Here is a 15,785-nt window from a genome sequence, read left to right on the forward strand (position 1 = left end):
TTTTCTTTTTTATTCAGCAAGAGTTAACTGCCAAGATACACCATACTTATCATTTAACCAGCCAAACTTTTTACTAAACGGATAAGAACCTAAAGGCATAAGAATCGCTCCATCCTGCGCTAGTTTATGAAAGACCGTTTCAATTTCTTCTTCTGTCTCACAAGTTACATAAAGAGACATAGCTGGAGTGAATGTAAAATTATGATTTACATAACTATCAATACACATAAACTCTTGGCCATTTAGCGTAAAAGTTGCATGAATTACAGTTCCCTCTTTACCAGGTCCATTTTCATCGTAGCGAGAAATACTTACAATTTCTGATTGATCAAATAGTGACGTATAAAAATTCATTGCTTCCTCAGCTTTGCCCTCAAACATTAAAAACGTAGTAATTTTTTGATTTGCGTTACTCATATGGAGACAGCCCCTTGTTATGTATTTATGTAAAACATACGCCACCAAAAACAAACGTACGTTCCTTTTAATATATTGTCTATAAAAACGATGAGTTTGTCAATTATCTACTTTATTATTTCTTCTTAAATAATGCTGTCCAAAGAAATGATTCTCCAAACATTTCTTTCGGTTGTTTCATTTGTTTCATCCTTCTAATCTCAATTACCTCAAATTCTTTAAATATCTCTCTTAACTTTTCTTCCGAGTATGCAAGACCACCTTGTAGACTCCACCCTCTATATACGTCCCAATCTGTTATTTCCGATCCATTTCGCTCATCTAAATCACCTGCCGCAAAACATGTTAATCCGAAATAACCACCCAATTTTAATGAGTTTTTAATTAAATCCACATAATTTATTCTTCTATGCGGTGGAATGTGATGCAAACAGCCCGAATCGTATACAAAATCAAATTCGTTTTGAACCTCTAAATTAAAAATTGAATCACAAATAAAATGAATTGCTACCTCTTTTGCCAATGCCCTTTCTTTAGCCCAATTAATGCCTTCTACAGATAAATCCACTGCTGTTACATCAAATCCTTGAGTCGCTAAATAAATGGCATTTCTACCTGGACCACATCCAAGTTCTAATACTTTCCCTTTTGAAACTCTCTCTTTTTGTATATACGAAACTAGGTTCTCATCTGGAACATTTTCAAAAAATGGAACATCCTTTTCTCTATTCTCATAAAATTCATTCCAAAATGGTTCTGCAGGTCTTAATAATGAATCAAGCATTTTTAAAATGTCTTCTTGTGTGTGTAACGTTTCATTTTTCATTAATACCCCTCCACGAATTAATAGTCAGAAAATTATTATATATCTTTTTGAACTTTCAAACAAAGAAAAAACTCCTACATTCAATAGGAGTTTTTGTCTTTAAAATACGAGTACAGCTAACCATTTTAACAACTTCTCTTCTCGCGCTTTTAAATCATCATTCCTAAACTTGCCTAGTTGTATTTCACTAACAACTTCTCCGTCCGCCATAAAAAGAACTCTTTCTGTTTTCGCTGCTACCTATACAACATGAGTCACTTAAGAAGATTACTTTACTGAAAAATCAAGCTGATTTCGTTAAGGCGTATTTTTGCTAACGCCTCTTCTTTCATGCATGATATTTCATATAATCATACTTTTCTAATAAAATAACGCTTTTGTTCACTTTTTTGATACATTTACGAAACATTCATGTGTTACCTTCATTAAGTTCTTTTCTTTTTATAATGTCGTGTGAGATATACCAACAGAGGAAGCCCTAGATCCCCTAATCCTAGGGCTTTTTTATAAGAATTTTATACATTTTATTATTTCCACTAACTCTTTAAATTGTATATACATAATATAAAATTTTCATGTTGTTATATTTTTTGATGGCCTCTTATCTTTCCTTAAAAGGCTTTTTTTCAAATAACGCTTTTATTTAATTTATATTTAAAAAGTTCCTTTTCATAAAGACTTCCCTTATATGCTATACTCATTATTAAATAATTGTATAAGGAATGTTAAAAATGGATGATAGATCGTCAAGACAATGGAAATTGCGACAAAAGTTAAGAGCACTGAAAAACAAAAACAACAATGACACAAACCCTTTGTTTAGTGAATGCCTTGAATCCCTAGGAAACGAAACTCTCATTTTCTCCCAAGAAAAAAGCCAGCAGATTGCTATTATTTTAATGAATTCATTTCCTATAACTGTCTCGGGAAGAATAGATTGGGAACAGATAGATAACCAATTCATAGCTTCGAACAAAGAACAACTAATTTCCCTTATTAGAGCAAACCAACTAGATTTTGACGAACAGATTTTTATAATATGGGATAACTATGAAATCCCTGTAGTAAGTACAAATCTTGATAAAGTATTCCAATCATTAGTTGACGTTGATGCAGTCAGTTTTTATTACTGGATATTAGACAAAGAATATAGATTCGTAATTGAAATAAATGATAAAGAATTGATTAGGATTGGGTTTCGCTAATACTCTAAGCATATGAAGCTAGTTCCCTTCATTTCTTAATATTTTCTTCATCACCACCGCTATTATTATCATTATGAAACTTATAGCTAATATAGGTAAATAAATTTTCGTACTGAATCCTTCAAACATAAAACCATATACGACTTGCCCAATTGGTGCCATACATTGAGATACCGCTGTTATAATTGCCATTACTTTTCCTAGATTTTCATTTGGTGTTTTCTTTTGGACTACAGTAATCACATAGATGGATACAATTGTCATAATCATTGCGATTAGAAGAGAAGAAAGTATAAAGAGGATAAATGGTGGATAGTATCCTAAATTAAGAGTAAACGGTGTAACTGATAGTGCCACTGGTATAACTAATAAAGCTATGATAAGCATCCAATTATATAATGTTTTCATCTGTAACTTTTTAGCAAAGAAACCGATTGACAATGCCCCTAATATGGTTGCAAAATCAATTAATCCCATTCCAATTCCATACATCGTATCGCTACTCTGCATAGTTACTCGTAATATAATAGGTCCTCCAACAACAAATAACGGTGTCAAAATTAAGTTTAGTAAAGCTGCAAGTAACATAGCCTTCAAAATAAAAGGTTGCTTTAAAACATAAAGAAAACCTTCTTTCATATCTTTTATAATTGTCGGTATGATATGGCTTTCTTGCGCTCTTTTTATAAAAGGTATTGTAATAAACATTTCTAAAATTGCAGATAAAAAGAAAGCAAGACAACTTATTATGACGAGCATTTTCAAACCAATTATGCCATATAATATTCCTCCTAGTACAGGTGCAACTATATTAGATAATGCTTGCACACCATTTATGATACCGTTTGCTTGTTCTAACTTTTTCTCTGGAACTAATTGCGGAATACTTGCCATAACAACTGGTGCGTACATTGCACTAACGACTGCTAGTAAAAACATAATTGTTCCAATCAATAAAATAGATACCGATTCAGTTAATAACAAAACTATAAAGCTTAATACAATAGCAGCGTTTATAAAATCCAAAATGACCATTACATTACGGCGGTTGAAACGATCTGCTATCGCTCCGCCAAGAGGAGCTAACAAAAACGGGATACTCGTTATGGCATATAACCCTGCAAATATATCGGCACGTCCTGTTATATCTAGCACATATAAAGACAGTGCAAAACGTAATAGTGTTGAACCTAAAATAGTAATAATTTGACCACTTACCATTAAGTGAAAATCTTTCAAGGAAGATTGAATACTTGCTGGCATCCTCATCACATCCTTCATTTAGTCTAGACCGACTGCCGGTCTATAACACCCAAACAGAAAAAAGCTATTTCTGTTTCATTAAAACCTCGATCATATAATCAAAGGACCCTTCTTTCGCTCCAACAGATACTTCCATCATTTTAATATAAGCCTTAGCTCTTCTCATCATTTCTTCCGGTTTCCACTGAAATAAACCATCATCAAATATGACTTGTGCTGAAGAGAGTAATAATTCAATTGTTTCTTGTGGGTATGGAGTATAAAATATGCCTTCTTCTATTCCTTGCTCTAAAACTTCCGTTAATACAGGAGATAAATGTATAATGGATTGCACTAAACTTTTCTGATGCATTTCTGCATTATTTGGTTGATGGAATTGTTCAATCATTTTTTCTTTGACATCTCCTGATTTTGGTGATTGTTCCATTAAAATTTTAAATAACTTATCTAAAACGTGGATATCGGGATTGGAGACAATCCTTTTCGCCTTAGTGACATCCTCTTTAATAATCCTCATAATGATTTCATCCATTACTTCCTCCTTCGACTTAAAATAATGATAAAACGTCCCCTTTGCTATACCAATTTCTTTTAAAATATCATTCACGGTTGTTTTCGTATAACCTTTCGTAAGAAACAAACGCTCAGCTGTTTCTAAAATTTCCTTTCTACGCTCCTCATACTCCTTTACAATTCGCATTCAAGTTCTCCTTCCTACCAGACCGACTGTCGGTCTATTAAAATTATATGTTTAGTTTGCAAAAAGTTTCCTATTATCGTACATATACAACACCATACTTTCTATTTCCTTTATAAATTTTTATTTTTTAACGTCCGCTCAATTTGTTTAAAACGTATCTCATGTTTCTTATCGTCACCTTTCATTTTAGGAAAAGAACGATGCCTCCGTTCAATCTATGTATTTATCAATGGAGTATTTTGTTGAGTTCCAATATGTAATATTGCATATTTCGCACTTTTAATTTTCGCACATGCGATAATTTATTTATAAAAATATAAATTATTAATAAGGGTGATTTATATGAGCAAGTTCCGAAAGAAGATGATTAAATATTTGCAAACATTTTGGGGATGCTTAGCATTTGGTGTATTAATGTTTGCTATCTTCTTAATTACGGATTTAACAGATGCATCTTTAAATACATTAGGCTGGAGAGACAGGCTAGGTTCTGTAGCAGGCGCAACCATTTTATCTGTTGGGATGTTTACTTTAAATAAATTGAATTTAAAATAAATATTCGGTCAATACTGTATGTAGGCTGTATGCCAACATTCATTTAAAGTAGTCTTCTCTGTATCTCCTTGTATTGAGCAGTTAGCTTTTGCTAGCCGCTCTTTTATTTTGTTCCGGTTCTTGCCCTATCTACTTTCCCCCAATAAGTACACATATCTATTCCCCATTGCTACAAAATGAAATCTTTATTTTGTTTTACGGATCGCTTCTTCAATTAGCCAAGATACAATATTAAAATCATTAGCTTCACCCTTTAAAGATGTTCCCTTCCAAAAGTATTCTTTCATCACTTCAAATAATTCTTCAACAGCTTCAATTCATCTCATATTCATTTTCCCTTTCTCCCAAATAACTATTTTGTTTTACTAATTAGCTGATTAATTTCACAAACACCTTTTAAACATTCCATGTTTCTTCACCTCTTGAATATTTTTCAAACAAAAATACATACTATTTTCAAGCCGCCGTTTCCACGGCTAATACCTCTTTCTTTTGTTACAGCAAAAGCAGGTAGGTTCTTCACTTATCTGCTTTCTCTGTATATTTTTTAAGAAATCGAAAATAATACCAACAAGCTGTTTGAACTAGCAGCTTCACTCTTCTCGCAATGGGGATGCAAATTATCACAATTAGCTAACTCATTGAACTCACTGGCAGACAACCAAAATCGTTGTCTGCTTTTTGTATGAGATTTTTCGTTTTACATATACTACTTTTGAACCTGCAGACCAATACGAGCCATTTTGGTACTTGGGATTTCCCTTCCGGGGATAAGTATTTTTTACTTATCCCTTTTTTGTATAGACACGTATATTTAGGGTAAAACTAATTACAAGCAGATTTTCTGTTTATGCGTAGTTCTAAACAAGATTACTTTTTCTCCTATTAAAGGACGGCGGGTACGACTGCTAGTCCTTTTTTCTTATTTCGCATATTATCACTACATTACCTTCATCGTCATAAGCAATTTCCCCATAAGGATGGCAGTGGTGCTTCTCGAGTTCCTCATTGATCAAAACTAACAAATTAGTTTTCCAGTTTCCAACGATCGTAAACCAATACGAGTTTAATCCTTCATAAACTTCTCTTGTTCCCTTTCGATAATTGCGGAACGTGTAATGAAAATACTCGCTCACTTTAATACCTTTTCTTTCAACCAAAGTGTTCTGCCGAAATAGTAGACATAATAAGTTCCGTTCTCTTTTGCTACTGCATAACATTCCCGTACCGTTTGAATATGTTACAAATTGCTTTCTCTCGATTTTTCCGCTTAAATATTTTTCATGCATAAGTTGCACTTGTTCTTGAATTGCGACATGGTAGTAATACCCTTGCTCTACTGGTTTTGGACTATAAAATTTCCTTTATAAATTTCAAATACGGTGAATGAAATTTTTGTTTTTTCTTGCCATCATCCTTGTTGTATACAAACAAAAAAAGAGCCACAATATTTTGCGACTCTTTTACAATTATAACTATTTAACGGCCACGTCTTTGCTGACCTTGCTTTGTACTACCTTTTTTATTACTTGGCTTATTAAATGATCGGTTATTTTCATTTCTAGAACTATTTCTCGAACTATTTCTTGAATCACTTCTCGAGCTATTTCTCGAATCACGTCTTGATTCACTTCTTGAACCTTCGCGGCTATCTCTTTGACGATTTTGACCTGATTTCTTTGGAGCCGGCTTTGGTACCGGTTTTCCATTTTCATCTACACGTTTTATCTTCGGTTGTTCGATTATTTCTCTTTGTATTGGTGCACCAAGCGTTTTTTCAATTTCTTCTAAATGTTTTTCATCTTTCGCTGCAACGAACGTAATTGCAAGACCTGATCCACCTGCACGTCCTGTTCGGCCAATGCGGTGAATGTAACTTTCTACATCTTCAGGGATATCAAAATTAAATACGTGCGTTACACCATCTACATCAAGTCCACGAGCTGCTACATCCGTTGCAATTAAGTACTGAATTTTAGCTTCGCGGAAACTCTTCATAACTCTTTCACGTTTCGCTTGAGGTATATCACCATGAAGTTCAGCACAATTATAACCTAGTCCTTTTAAATTATCATAAAGCTTACTTGCTCTAACCTTTGTACGACAGAAAATAACTGCTAAAAACGGCTGATCACGATCCATAACAAAACGAAGTGCATCTGGCTTTGCACGATCTGTCGTCTCAATGACACGCTGTTCAATTGTATCTACCGTTACTTCTTCACTTTGTACTTGAATCATTTGCGGCTCATCCATATAACGCTTCGCTAATTTTTTAATATCTTTTGGCATCGTTGCTGAGAATAACATCGTTTGTTTACTACCAGGTGTCTCATCTAAAATATCTTCAATATCATATAAGAAACCAAAATAAAGCATTTGATCCGCTTCATCTAATACAATCGTTGAAAGATTACTTAAATCAATTGTTTCACGGCGTATATGATCTAATAATCGTCCCGGTGTCGCTACAACAATATGTGTATTACCTTTTAATTTTCTCAACTGTTGTGCGACATCTTGCCCGCCATATATCGCTAGTACATTAATATCTTCTCTTTGAACAAGCATTTTTTTAATTTCAGTTGTAATTTGCAGGGCTAGTTCCCTTGTTGGCGCAACGATTAAAGCCTGAACATCACTACACTCTGGATCGATTTTTTCTAAAATCGGTAACACGAATGCTAACGTTTTACCCGTTCCTGTTTTCGCCTGCCCAATAATATCTTTACCTGACATAATAACTGGAATTGCCTTCTCTTGAATTGGTGTTGCTTCTGTAATTCCATTTTCACGTAATGTATGATTAAAAGTTTCACTAATTCCTAATTCTAAAAAGTTTTTCAAATAGACCACTTCTTTTCCTTATTTTTCACATTAGCTTTCATTGTACCATTTGTTTCGCTAAATATGAAAAACAAAAAAATTCTTATCTTCTTTTTTTATATTCATCCTGTACTAGATGGACAAATTCTTTTTGTTTTTTCTCAGATTTTATTAATGCTTGCATATTAGTAGAAGATAGAATGAACTTTTTAATTTTTCTATTACTCCAAATTAATCTTGTATACTTTGTATCTTCGTGTAGCCTTCGAAACCACTCAAATTCACTTAATATTGCGATATGGTGTTTCAATTTCATGTCATTTCGAGGATAAAATAAAATAAAATAACATTTGCTATTACATCAAATCACGAACCCATCTTTTCCCCCTATACCCTTGCTCAAATTATATATATTCTTCTTTACATATATATTTCAATTTTACCGAAATATAATGTTACTGATTTGGTTGAAATCGCAAAATATATGAACTAAAAAACCGATCTTTTCGATTTAGGAAAGACCGTTTTTCATTAATTTATACAGTAAGCTTTCCTCCATGATAGCAATAATACTGTGCTGCTTTAAAACTTTTAATCCTATTTAAAGACTGTTTCGCTTTTTCTATATCCAAACAAAAATTCGGATTAGCTATTACTAACTCACGATTCTCTTGAACAGCCGCATCTCCCGTAATTACACAGTCTAAATTCGGAAAATATAATGAAATATGCCCCGAAGTATGTCCTGGCGTCGCTACTATTTGACATTCATTATTCAAAATCATTTGACCATCATGCACTTTTTCATCGACGGAAATATGTTTTATATTTTTTAACTGTTGTATAAACCATTTACCAAATTCTTTTTCTTCATTTGGCATACGTTCTAACATTTCTTCAGCTTGAACTAACCTCTCTGATTTTATATCACCACTAATATAGTTAGATTCAATTTCACTAGCAATAACATTAATATTTGGGTATTTCACTTTAAAATCATATACAGCCCCTATATGATCGTCATCATAATGGGTAATAATTATATTCTTTAAGTTTTTCATCTCATATCCATGTTTTAATATTGCATTTTCAATTAAAGGTAAAAAACTTGGATATCCTGTATCGACTAACGTTAATTCATTATGTAATATAATTAAACTTGGATAAATACATTGTTTTTGCCCGTTAAATTCGAATTCAATTGGTAGTTCTATTATTTTCATTTTTCTTCCCCCATACCGCTTATAAAATGCATAATAATAACTAAATCATCCACATACATCTTACAATATATATACTATTTAGCGGAACACTGTGAATCGTTACATAATCCACATTATATTATTCCGAACAGGTATTCCCCTATTTTTATGGAAATATATAATTAAGAAAAACAATAAAATTGATTAATCTCTCTCTTCTTTGTCCATCCTTTTAAAAAATCTATGTTTTTGTAAAAGGAGTGTTTATATGGAGAAACAGACCCTTTGGAAAAAGTTCAAAAAAAGCTCTGTAAACCTCGGTAAATCCAGCGTATATGAAAGTATTATTTTATTCTATACAATGAAAAAGAAAGAATTACCTAATAAAGCGAAATTCATAATATTAGCCGCTTTATCTTATTACGTATTAACAATTGATTTCATTCCAGATATAGCTGCTATTATTGGGATCGGCTTATTAGATGATGTTTTAGCAATCGCTGTAGCGCATAAATACGTGATGAGACACGCAGATGCGGACAGCCAATATAGACAAAAATTAAACTACTATTCTTCAAATCTATATCGGATATCTACCGCCCCATTTTGGCTTATGTCTATTCGTGCAATTAATTTCTTAAAAATCGGATATAGATTTTCAGAATCCTCTAGCAACTTAAATGCATCTTTTACCTTCTGCTGCTCAACTATCAACGCTTTAACGTCATCCAATTTTAAAATTTCTAACTCTTTTTCTTGTATATTTTTCGCAAAGTTAGCATCTCGTTTGGTAAAAGTTTCTTTATCGATAGATTCACCATCTAAATATAAATCTAATAAACGCTCTCTTTTTATCTCTAATTCTTTCTTTTCTTTTCTTAATTTCTTCTGCTTTTCTTGATGTTTATCTTTATCATTCAATTTAAATACTTTTTCCAAATCTCTCTCTTTTTCCTTTAATTTTCGCAACACAAGAGAACGCAATCTTTCATACCTTAGTCCGGAGTGTTTGACGCAACCACGCCCACCAGTCAACTTATACGTGCCGCACGTTAAATAACCATAATTAAGCTCTTCACCCTCTTTGTTTTTGTATTTGTAAGTGTGTAGAACAAACGGTGAACCACAATGAATACAACGTGCTATTCCTCTTAATTCATTCGTTACTGCTACACGCCGCTTTATTTTTTTATTTATTTTGGGGTTATTTATTTTATCCCATAACGGACGTTCAATTATAGCCGGATGATGATTTTCAAATACTACCCACTTTTCTCTAGGCTCTTGAATCCGCTTTTTTCTTCCGTCTACTTTTACCTCTGTAGACCTCCCCATTACATAATCACCTTTATACATAGGATTCGTAATTATTAGCTTCACAGCCGAATAAGTCCACAATTTCCCAGATCTCTTATACTTACCAACATCATTTAGTGCATTAGAAATTCTCAAATAGCCTAATCCATTGTCATATAATTCATACATTTCCCGAACAATTTCAGCTTCTTCCTGATTAATCACATATTTCTTATCTACAATTTTATAACCATACGGAACTGTTCCACCAGTGTACTCTCCCCTTCTTACCTTAGCCGCTAGCGCTGCTGATATAGAAACGGATAATGTCTTAGGTAATTGGGATGCAAACATTGCATACATCTCAAACTTCAAATCATTTTTCCCTTCATAATAACTGTCATAACCTTCTTCAATCGTCACCAGTCGGACACCATGCCCTAACAGTATCTCCTTGATTTCTAATGCGTCCCTCAAATCTCTTCCCAGTCGATGAATAGATTTAAAAACAACAGTATCTAATTCTTTTTTACGAGCTTTCCCCAAGATCAACTGCATCGCACGTCTTTCTAGCCATGCTGTTCCAGAAACAGCTTCATCTTTATAAATTGAATTTTCATCCCACTCGAATCCATTTTTTTCAATCCAGTATCTACAGATTTCAATCTGATTTTGAATCGACGAAACTTGCTCATCTTTATCAGTGGATACACGTACATATACAGCATATTTCAACTAATATCCCCCTCCCACATCCATCATGATTATGACACCATTATATAACTCCTGGAGTCATATAGCAATCTATTACCAAAACAAAAAGACGACTTTCTACAGTCGTCAAAATAAAAATATATAAATCTCAAAAATTTAGGAGGGGGTAAACAATACACAACAACATCTAATAAAAACAAAAAAGAAAAAGAACCCCCTCTATAAAAAATATACCTTATATATATAATATAAATATATAACTTATAAATATATATTATATATAGAGTATATTATTAGTAATAATATATAAGTATTGTTACTGTTAGTGTTCTAAGGGGTTAAGACTGTAACATACTCTACATTCTAAAGTCCGTATATATCAAATTGTTCCCATGGTCCCACTGCGTTTCTATCGGCGATTAATTGATTATTTTTTTTATGATCAGCACTAACATACTTACCGTTCGATGAAATTATTACAAATTTCCGCCTCCCCCCGATATTAACAGGTTGAAAAGTGAACTGTTCCTGTGGTCCAATCCATATTCTATTAGCCACTAGGCCCCCACCACTACCATAATCAGCTGATACAAAATTATTATTTGCAGCCCTTAATGCATATTTATTTCCTGACTCCCAAGTAATTGGAATTAGCGTAAAGCTTTCCCATGGTCCTACAGCATCTCTATTTGTAAAAAGCCAACCACCTTCAGCATTAGCATATTTTCCTGCATCATCTCTAATTGATATCACTTTAAATTGCCGGTATACATGTTCATACTCAAGTCTATCTTGTGGGGATTGGTTGTAAGTATTTAAACTGTTATACATAGTACACCCTCCTTTTTCTTAGATACTCATTCTATGAAAAGGCGCATGTACTATGTTATAAAGATATGCTTCTGCCTATAAAAATATAAAGTCTTGTATCAGTCTTTAAATTCCTGAAACCACATAAACTTTTGCATAGATATCATATTTAGCTGCAAGCTGCTCCAGCTTTTTTTGTCTGTATTCTGTCACAGTAAAGAAATGAATGAGTGGTACTTTTCCGTTATATTTATTTTTGTAGTATAATGAAAAATCCCTGTACCTGCTCATCTTTTCAGCGTTCACATTCATCATTTGCGTACGATCTATCTCTACAGCATTTAGTGTACCTTCTTCATCCCTGAACTTCACATCAGGAATAATTGTCTTCTTTTTATCATCTACTTTATAACGTATAGGTGTTTCTATCTGCCAGTCGTCGGGACAAAACAGGTAGAGCCACGCTTCATTTCTCATTAAGCTGTGTGCTAGTCGACTATTTGGTACAATCTTCTCTGTATCGTCGAACAGTTCACGGCCCTTTTTATTTAAGTAATACACGTATTCTTTTTGATACACTGCGTTATTTACATAAGGACTGAGGTCTTTTAAAATACGGTTCGCGTTACGAATCCCTCCCATATCGTGCACCGCCATTAGATGCCTACGTGTTGCGAATTTCAGTTTTCTAATCGAGGTCAGAATCGTCATCTGACGGTTTATTTTGATATGTGTCTGGATGTTCATCTTTTTTCACCTCGTATTGTTTTAGATGTTCCCACATCATTTCATCGCTAATAAACGGTACCTGCAGCTCAGTTAGTCGATCAGTTTTATAAATCGCTCTACCAGGTAAGGACGGCAATGTTTCTAGTCCCGATTCATCAAGAACAACCTCAGATGCCTTATATGTTGGTAGCCGAAAACCTAACTTCGCATCAGACATCTGCTTTACTACTGATGGAATTGATGTGACTGTAGGATACTGTGTGGCTAAAATCAAACGAAATCCTAAGCCGCCCGATACAGTCGCTATATAACTAAGCATATACTGACACTCTTCCCGAATTTTATTAACTGGACGTGGTAATCCTTTTGCTGGAGCAAGTACAGCCCCTTCGTCAACAATAACGAAATACCGGTCTTTTTCCTTTGTTTCAACTATATTCTTATAACCATTATTCTTCATGAATTTCCCGCGTTCTTCGATTTTACTCATAATTTGTTTTAATACGTGATGTGCTTTTTCTACAGAATCAGCCACTTCCACTACTTGTTTTAAACTACTGAACTCGCTAAATTCCAGTCCCTTTTCTTTTAAATCGATTAAATATACGTGGGCATTTTCGGGATTCGCTTCAATCAAAGTCGTAAGTAGTACCTTCATAAATACGGTTTTCCCCATTCGTGTGAGACCGCCTAGTACCATATGAGGAGTTTTATCAAAGTCGTGATAGATTAGCTTCTCTAGGCTTTGCCCCATCGGTACTTGCCATTCACCTTTTTTTACTAGCCCTTCATTCCAACACCACTTTTTTGGGATACGTTTACTGAATACCCGAATCATTATCTTGTAGTTATCGTATTTGATACGTACAGGCTTATTTAATCCTTCACTTACAACATCCTCAACCTTTTGTATTAATTTAGATGGCATCCCTAACGGAAGTTTATATACATAAGTCGTACTACGATCATCTTCTTTTCTTTCGAGAAAAACCGGATAATGTAATTTTTCATCCTTCCTAATTGCAATCCCACTTACTTCAAAGAATACTTGTATCTTCTTTCTATCATCCTCTTTACCTTTTAAACTATCATTTAGTAAAGCGTACCCGAGCGAAACTGCAGGTATTAATAACAATTCAAGCATAGGGGTTCACTCCTTATATATCCTTAAAGGATATAGTTGCTCTTTACTGGAAGATTTACATACAAGTTGTTTTTCTTATATAACAAAATGTCCCATGATTCTAGGTTCCATTCCTTCAAAGAAACACCATTAGCACATAACGTAGAAGATACAAAAACGAGCCGGTAAGAGTTGTATACATCGTCATACGTGGAAGCCAATGTGGAACACTCATCCCCATTTTCTCAGCTGCCTTCATCGCCACTACAGACAATCCTGTCGCTGTCCAAATTACTACAACTTCCCCAGCAAGTGTCATATCGAATCCCTCTTTCTTTTTAGTTGTAATCCTTTTGACGTGAGAATCGGTTGATACTGATTAACCATTTCATCCCATTCAAGAATTTCTTCCTCTTCTCCGTATAGATCTTCCATAATATCGTTAGATAAGCTGTAGTAACCGCGGTACTCTTTGTTGTTAGATACCTCGTGTCTTTCCATATGTTTTAGAATAGAGTTCACTTCACCTTTACCCCTGGACTCTTTATACATACTTCTCAGCTCTTTAGAAGGATACAGATACGGCGTGTCATTCAAGTAATCATATTGCCACCTCATCGCTCATCCCTCCACTGTTTACAGTCCTCTAAGTATGCATCAATCCTTTTTTGAATCCCTATTTCGTTATACGGACCATAAGGCTCTTCTTCTCCTAATAAGTCAACGATATCGACGTAGTTTGGATTTTGTAACATACTGTGATTTGCAATGTGATTGTACAAACATCGTACTTCAGCATAGTCATTTGCATCTGCGTACATGTTGTAAAGTATTTGGGGTGGATACAGTTGCATGTGATTTAAATACTTATATCCAGGTCTCATTGTTCCTCACCTTTCCCTTCTTGATGTCCTTATTTCCACGAGGAATACCAAGTGGTCTTGATATAGGTATATGACCTGGAGAATCATTTTTGCACGTCCACACCAATTTTTTTCTTTCTAGCTTGTACTATTTATGAAGGAGTTTATTTTTGTATATAGAAAGTAAATCCTTGAGGTGAACGTATATGAAGTTTAAATGTAAACTCAAAGTAATCTTTGCAGAGCTTGATATTAAGCAGAGTGATTTTGCAAAACGTATTGGAGTTGACGATTCTACTCTTAGTGCAATTGTTCGTAATCGTACTAAACCTCGTTTTGATACGGCCTATCTAATTTGCAAAGAACTCGGTAAACCAATCGAGGAGATCTGGACCATCGAGGAGTAATTCCTCCCCCTCCAGCCTTAATAAGTTTTTATCTTTATTTTTAAACTTGACTTTTGTGTTCGGCATACAATCATGGGATGAGGGTACAGGACAACGGCTAGGGCAGAGAATGACTACCTTACAACGCTTCAAAAATAAAAAGCGTCGTAAAGTAGACGTTCTGTCAATCATGGTCTATCGGGTTAAGGAATCCGTATAGTAACACCCTGTTTAAACGCTGTAATCTCTTACACAGCTAACTTTTTACAGATAAAGCTTGTCCTATCTGCAGAAAGAACCAGGAAAGGAAATGCACTACTGGCGTATCCTTCATTACTCGTAACCTATAATTCTTTCATTATCAGCTGCTATCCGTGCCGTAACACGCCAAGCAACCGCCGTACCGTTAATGGCCGTACTCGCCTAGACTCCTAACAACGCAAACAAGGAAACGTTATTCGTTAGGACGCTTAACTTTCTGACGTTGGCTTAGCTAACCTGTTCAAGTTTAACGAGTGTTAGGTCATTCCTCGTGTGGATTCTCCTCTTAGTTACCTAAAAAAGACAATAGGAAACTAGACCTCGTGTATATCTGTTTTTTCTAATGAGGGTATTCACGAGGCTGGAGGTTGTCCGATATTCAGTTAAAGAAAGAGCCTATAGCACATGAGCTATAAGCATATTGATAAGGAATAAAACCGAAGCTACAGTATAAAAACCATAAAACCAAATACAATCAGATTTTGTTTCTAAACCGAAGTAATCGCTTATTTTTTGCATCTATACTGTTCCACCCTTCATATCCATACAAAAGTATGACTCCAGAAGTAAAACTTTATTAGTATCAATATATAACTCTAGGAGTCATAC

At 34.2% G+C, this 15,785-nt stretch carries 18 protein-coding genes and 2 pseudogenes; 4 read left to right on the forward strand and 16 right to left on the reverse strand.

The features are described 5' to 3' along the window. Positions 1-9: 9 nt before the first annotated feature. The 3 genes and pseudogenes from ACZDYH_RS11775 to ACZDYH_RS11785 all read right to left on the reverse strand — a co-directional run. The gene (locus tag ACZDYH_RS11775) at positions 10-417 is read right to left on the reverse strand and encodes a VOC family protein (RefSeq protein WP_000063589.1); all 408 of its coding nucleotides are present in this window, start codon (positions 415-417) and stop codon (positions 10-12) included. Between the two features lie 115 nt (positions 418-532). Beyond that, positions 533-1,243, reverse strand: coding sequence for a class I SAM-dependent methyltransferase (locus ACZDYH_RS11780; RefSeq protein ID WP_016122517.1), 711 nt, complete (start codon positions 1,241-1,243; stop codon positions 533-535). 99 nt (positions 1,244-1,342) lie between these two features. After that, positions 1,343-1,483: pseudogene (locus ACZDYH_RS11785) on the reverse strand (ABC transporter ATP-binding protein); the annotation flags it as partial. Positions 1,484-1,974: 491 nt separating this feature from the next. Between ACZDYH_RS11785 and ACZDYH_RS11790 the strand changes: the two are divergent. Next, positions 1,975-2,448 (forward strand): CDI toxin immunity protein, encoded by a 474-nt coding sequence (locus tag ACZDYH_RS11790; RefSeq protein WP_142384892.1) that lies wholly within the window; start codon positions 1,975-1,977, stop codon positions 2,446-2,448. Between the two features lie 18 nt (positions 2,449-2,466). Here the strand turns inward: ACZDYH_RS11790 and ACZDYH_RS11795 are convergent, their stop codons facing one another. Continuing rightward, positions 2,467-3,711, reverse strand: coding sequence for an MFS transporter (locus ACZDYH_RS11795; RefSeq protein WP_142384893.1), 1,245 nt, complete (start codon positions 3,709-3,711; stop codon positions 2,467-2,469). A gap of 64 nt (positions 3,712-3,775) precedes the next feature. Beyond that, positions 3,776-4,411, reverse strand: coding sequence for a TetR/AcrR family transcriptional regulator (locus ACZDYH_RS11800; RefSeq protein WP_001223578.1), 636 nt, complete (start codon positions 4,409-4,411; stop codon positions 3,776-3,778). 342 nt (positions 4,412-4,753) lie between these two features. Between ACZDYH_RS11800 and ACZDYH_RS11805 the strand changes: the two genes are divergently transcribed. Beyond that, positions 4,754-4,966 (forward strand): hypothetical protein, encoded by a 213-nt coding sequence (locus ACZDYH_RS11805; protein WP_474886308.1) that lies wholly within the window; start codon positions 4,754-4,756, stop codon positions 4,964-4,966. 1,479 nt (positions 4,967-6,445) lie between these two features. Here ACZDYH_RS11805 and ACZDYH_RS11810 read toward each other — a convergent pair. From ACZDYH_RS11810 to ACZDYH_RS11820, 3 genes are all read right to left on the reverse strand, one after another. After that, positions 6,446-7,822, reverse strand: coding sequence for a DEAD/DEAH box helicase (locus ACZDYH_RS11810; RefSeq protein WP_003270559.1), 1,377 nt, complete (start codon positions 7,820-7,822; stop codon positions 6,446-6,448). 73 nt (positions 7,823-7,895) lie between these two features. Next, entirely contained in the window at positions 7,896-8,108 is a 213-nt protein-coding gene (locus ACZDYH_RS11815) for a hypothetical protein (protein ID WP_474886309.1), read from the reverse strand. Positions 8,109-8,328: 220 nt separating this feature from the next. Next, the gene (locus ACZDYH_RS11820) at positions 8,329-9,015 is read right to left on the reverse strand and encodes an MBL fold metallo-hydrolase (RefSeq protein WP_025688171.1); all 687 of its coding nucleotides are present in this window, start codon (positions 9,013-9,015) and stop codon (positions 8,329-8,331) included. A 247-nt stretch (positions 9,016-9,262) separates the two neighbouring features. Between ACZDYH_RS11820 and ACZDYH_RS11825 the strand changes: the two are divergent. Further along, a pseudogene (locus tag ACZDYH_RS11825) lies at positions 9,263-9,568 on the forward strand (YkvA family protein); the annotation flags it as partial. Here the strand turns inward: ACZDYH_RS11825 and ACZDYH_RS11830 are convergent. The 7 genes from ACZDYH_RS11830 to ACZDYH_RS11860 form a co-directional block, all read right to left on the reverse strand. Beyond that, complete coding sequence (locus ACZDYH_RS11830) at positions 9,562-11,025, reverse strand: recombinase family protein (protein WP_474886310.1); 1,464 nt, start codon at positions 11,023-11,025, stop codon at positions 9,562-9,564. The pseudogene ACZDYH_RS11825 and the gene ACZDYH_RS11830 sit on opposite strands and share 7 nt — an antisense overlap. A gap of 342 nt (positions 11,026-11,367) precedes the next feature. Further along, positions 11,368-11,835, reverse strand: coding sequence for a fascin domain-containing protein (locus ACZDYH_RS11835; protein ID WP_025118158.1), 468 nt, complete (start codon positions 11,833-11,835; stop codon positions 11,368-11,370). Positions 11,836-11,940: 105 nt separating this feature from the next. Further along, positions 11,941-12,561: a replication-relaxation family protein gene (locus ACZDYH_RS11840; RefSeq protein WP_081810402.1), complete on the reverse strand. Its 621-nt coding sequence runs from the start codon at positions 12,559-12,561 to the stop codon at positions 11,941-11,943. Then, a complete protein-coding gene (locus tag ACZDYH_RS11845; RefSeq protein ID WP_474886311.1) occupies positions 12,503-13,687 on the reverse strand; it encodes an FtsK/SpoIIIE domain-containing protein in 1,185 nt (394 codons plus the stop codon). The genes ACZDYH_RS11840 and ACZDYH_RS11845 overlap by 59 nt, the downstream gene beginning before the upstream one ends. 115 nt (positions 13,688-13,802) lie before the next feature. Next, positions 13,803-13,985: a hypothetical protein gene (locus tag ACZDYH_RS11850; RefSeq protein ID WP_000170792.1), complete on the reverse strand. Its 183-nt coding sequence runs from the start codon at positions 13,983-13,985 to the stop codon at positions 13,803-13,805. Next, positions 13,982-14,284, reverse strand: coding sequence for a hypothetical protein (locus ACZDYH_RS11855; protein ID WP_001267618.1), 303 nt, complete (start codon positions 14,282-14,284; stop codon positions 13,982-13,984). Before ACZDYH_RS11855 ends, ACZDYH_RS11850 begins: the two co-directional genes overlap by 4 nt. Further along, the gene (locus tag ACZDYH_RS11860; protein WP_474886312.1) at positions 14,281-14,550 is read right to left on the reverse strand and encodes a hypothetical protein; all 270 of its coding nucleotides are present in this window, start codon (positions 14,548-14,550) and stop codon (positions 14,281-14,283) included. Before ACZDYH_RS11860 ends, ACZDYH_RS11855 begins: the two co-directional genes overlap by 4 nt. A gap of 185 nt (positions 14,551-14,735) precedes the next feature. On the opposite strand from ACZDYH_RS11860, the gene ACZDYH_RS11865 reads away from it, so the two are divergent. Further along, complete coding sequence (locus tag ACZDYH_RS11865) at positions 14,736-14,936, forward strand: helix-turn-helix transcriptional regulator (RefSeq protein ID WP_000669088.1); 201 nt, start codon at positions 14,736-14,738, stop codon at positions 14,934-14,936. Positions 14,937-15,572: 636 nt separating this feature from the next. Here ACZDYH_RS11865 and ACZDYH_RS11870 read toward each other — a convergent pair. Further along, entirely contained in the window at positions 15,573-15,695 is a 123-nt protein-coding gene (locus tag ACZDYH_RS11870; RefSeq protein WP_141520207.1) for a DUF3961 domain-containing protein, read from the reverse strand. Between the last annotated feature and the right edge of the window lie 90 nt (positions 15,696-15,785).

This window comes from Bacillus sp. EB V-12 (assembly GCF_056158125.1).

Coding starts and splice junctions, on each gene's coding strand:
- ACZDYH_RS11790 (WP_142384892.1), top strand. CDS start 1,975: ATGGATGATAGATCGTCAAGACAATGGAAATTGCGACAAAAGTTAAGA.
- ACZDYH_RS11815 (WP_474886309.1), bottom strand. CDS start 8,108: ATGAAATTGAAACACCATATCGCAATATTAAGTGAATTTGAGTGGTTT.
- ACZDYH_RS11800 (WP_001223578.1), bottom strand. CDS start 4,411: ATGCGAATTGTAAAGGAGTATGAGGAGCGTAGAAAGGAAATTTTAGAA.
- ACZDYH_RS11855 (WP_001267618.1), bottom strand. CDS start 14,284: ATGAGGTGGCAATATGATTACTTGAATGACACGCCGTATCTGTATCCT.
- ACZDYH_RS11835 (WP_025118158.1), bottom strand. CDS start 11,835: ATGTATAACAGTTTAAATACTTACAACCAATCCCCACAAGATAGACTT.
- ACZDYH_RS11805 (WP_474886308.1), top strand. CDS start 4,754: ATGAGCAAGTTCCGAAAGAAGATGATTAAATATTTGCAAACATTTTGG.
- ACZDYH_RS11775 (WP_000063589.1), bottom strand. CDS start 417: ATGAGTAACGCAAATCAAAAAATTACTACGTTTTTAATGTTTGAGGGC.
- ACZDYH_RS11850 (WP_000170792.1), bottom strand. CDS start 13,985: ATGACACTTGCTGGGGAAGTTGTAGTAATTTGGACAGCGACAGGATTG.
- ACZDYH_RS11820 (WP_025688171.1), bottom strand. CDS start 9,015: ATGAAAATAATAGAACTACCAATTGAATTCGAATTTAACGGGCAAAAA.
- ACZDYH_RS11780 (WP_016122517.1), bottom strand. CDS start 1,243: ATGAAAAATGAAACGTTACACACACAAGAAGACATTTTAAAAATGCTT.
- ACZDYH_RS11845 (WP_474886311.1), bottom strand. CDS start 13,687: ATGCTTGAATTGTTATTAATACCTGCAGTTTCGCTCGGGTACGCTTTA.
- ACZDYH_RS11840 (WP_081810402.1), bottom strand. CDS start 12,561: ATGAACATCCAGACACATATCAAAATAAACCGTCAGATGACGATTCTG.
- ACZDYH_RS11870 (WP_141520207.1), bottom strand. CDS start 15,695: ATGCAAAAAATAAGCGATTACTTCGGTTTAGAAACAAAATCTGATTGT.
- ACZDYH_RS11860 (WP_474886312.1), bottom strand. CDS start 14,550: ATGAGACCTGGATATAAGTATTTAAATCACATGCAACTGTATCCACCC.
- ACZDYH_RS11865 (WP_000669088.1), top strand. CDS start 14,736: ATGAAGTTTAAATGTAAACTCAAAGTAATCTTTGCAGAGCTTGATATT.
- ACZDYH_RS11795 (WP_142384893.1), bottom strand. CDS start 3,711: ATGCCAGCAAGTATTCAATCTTCCTTGAAAGATTTTCACTTAATGGTA.